2 protein-coding genes are annotated in these 1,347 nt (G+C 66.1%); both read left to right on the top strand.

What is annotated here, in order from left to right; genetic code table 11:
* Nucleotides 1-81: 81 nt before the first annotated feature.
* Nucleotides 82-354, top strand: a complete 273-nt coding sequence (locus tag WG900_RS20100; RefSeq protein WP_339970160.1) for a helix-turn-helix transcriptional regulator — start codon at nucleotides 82-84, stop codon at nucleotides 352-354.
* Nucleotides 355-362: 8 nt separating this feature from the next.
* Entirely contained in the window at nucleotides 363-1,241 is an 879-nt protein-coding gene (locus WG900_RS20095; protein WP_339970158.1) for a replication initiator protein A, read from the top strand.
* The last annotated feature ends 106 nt before the right edge of the window (nucleotides 1,242-1,347 follow it).

Genomic DNA, 1,347 nt, shown 5'->3' with positions numbered 1-1,347 from the left:
CTCGCCGACAAACTTGCGCGAAGCTTGCCGCACGCCGCCTGTCCATTCCGGCAGGTGCGCAGCCGCGATGGAGCACACGCCATGGATGCCAGACCGACCCCAGTCACCGCCCGTTTCGTGCGGACGCCCGATGCTGCCGTGCATCTGGGCCTCTCCGCCCGCACACTGGAGAAGCACCGCTGCTTCGGCACCGGCCCCGTCTACCGCAAACTGGGCGGGCGGATCGTCTACTCGGTCACCGACCTCGACGCCTGGGCCGAACAGGGCCTGCGCCGTTCGACCAGCGATCCGGGCAAGGGCATCGTCCACCCCGCCAAGCGGCTCGACGGTTATACCCCGCCGGTGCGGCGCTGAGGACAGACATGCGCCGCTTGCCCTCCTTCCCTGCGCGCCTCACGCAGCTTGACCTGTTCGTGAGCGCAGGATGCAATATCGCCGCCCGCGACGCCCAGGACCTGATGGCCTGGCCGTTCTTCAGCCTCGCCAAGTCGAAGCGGGTGCGGCCGATCGACTTCCGGATGGGCGAGGTTTCGATCCTTGTCGAGGCTACTGCCGAACATGGCATGGCGACCATCTGGGACGCTGACATCCTCATCTGGGCCGCAAGCCAGATCGTCGAAGCGCGCGACATGGGCCGCCCGACCTCGCGGCTGATCGCCGCGACGCCGCATGATATCCTGACATTCACGCGGCGCGGAACTGGCAAGGCAAGTTACGAGCGGCTGAAGGCCGGGCTCGACCGGCTGCAGTCGACGACGATTGCGACCTCGATCCGCCAGGTCGGAAGCCGGCGGCGGCACCGCTTTTCCTGGATCAACGAGTGGAAGGAGCGTCATGACGGCTCCGGCCGGGCGCTCGGGATCGAGATGATAGTGCCCGACTGGTTCTACGAAGGCGTGATCGATCAGGCCCTCGTGCTGACGATCGACCCCGCCTATTTCGCGCTGACCGGCGGGCTGGAGCGCTGGCTCTACCGCCTGGTGCGCAAGCACGGCGGCAAGCAGCGCGGGGGCTGGAGCTTCGACTTCCAGCACCTGCACATGAAGTCCGGCGCAATGTCACCGCCGAAGCGCTTCGCGTTCGAATTGCGCGACATCGTGCGGCGCCAGGCGTTGCCCGGATACCAGCTCACCATCCACCATGCGCTTGGCCGCGAGCGGTTGAGCTTCGCGGCGCTCTCCGTGAATTCCTTCGACGCAGCCATGCGGCGCGTCGGCCTGCCTACTGTGGATATGTCATGATCGGGCTCGGACTATCAGGAACCGCGCCGCTCGGACTATCGGGAACCGGAAGTTCGGACTATCAGGAACCGGAACGGGGTTTAAGTGCCGACAAATGCGGCACAAT

It is taken from the genome of Novosphingobium aquae, from assembly GCF_037572715.1.
Lineage (GTDB): Bacteria > Pseudomonadota > Alphaproteobacteria > Sphingomonadales > Sphingomonadaceae > Novosphingobium > Novosphingobium aquae.
The sequence above is the reverse complement of the archived record's forward strand: the minus strand, read 5'-3'. Positions and strand labels throughout refer to the sequence as shown.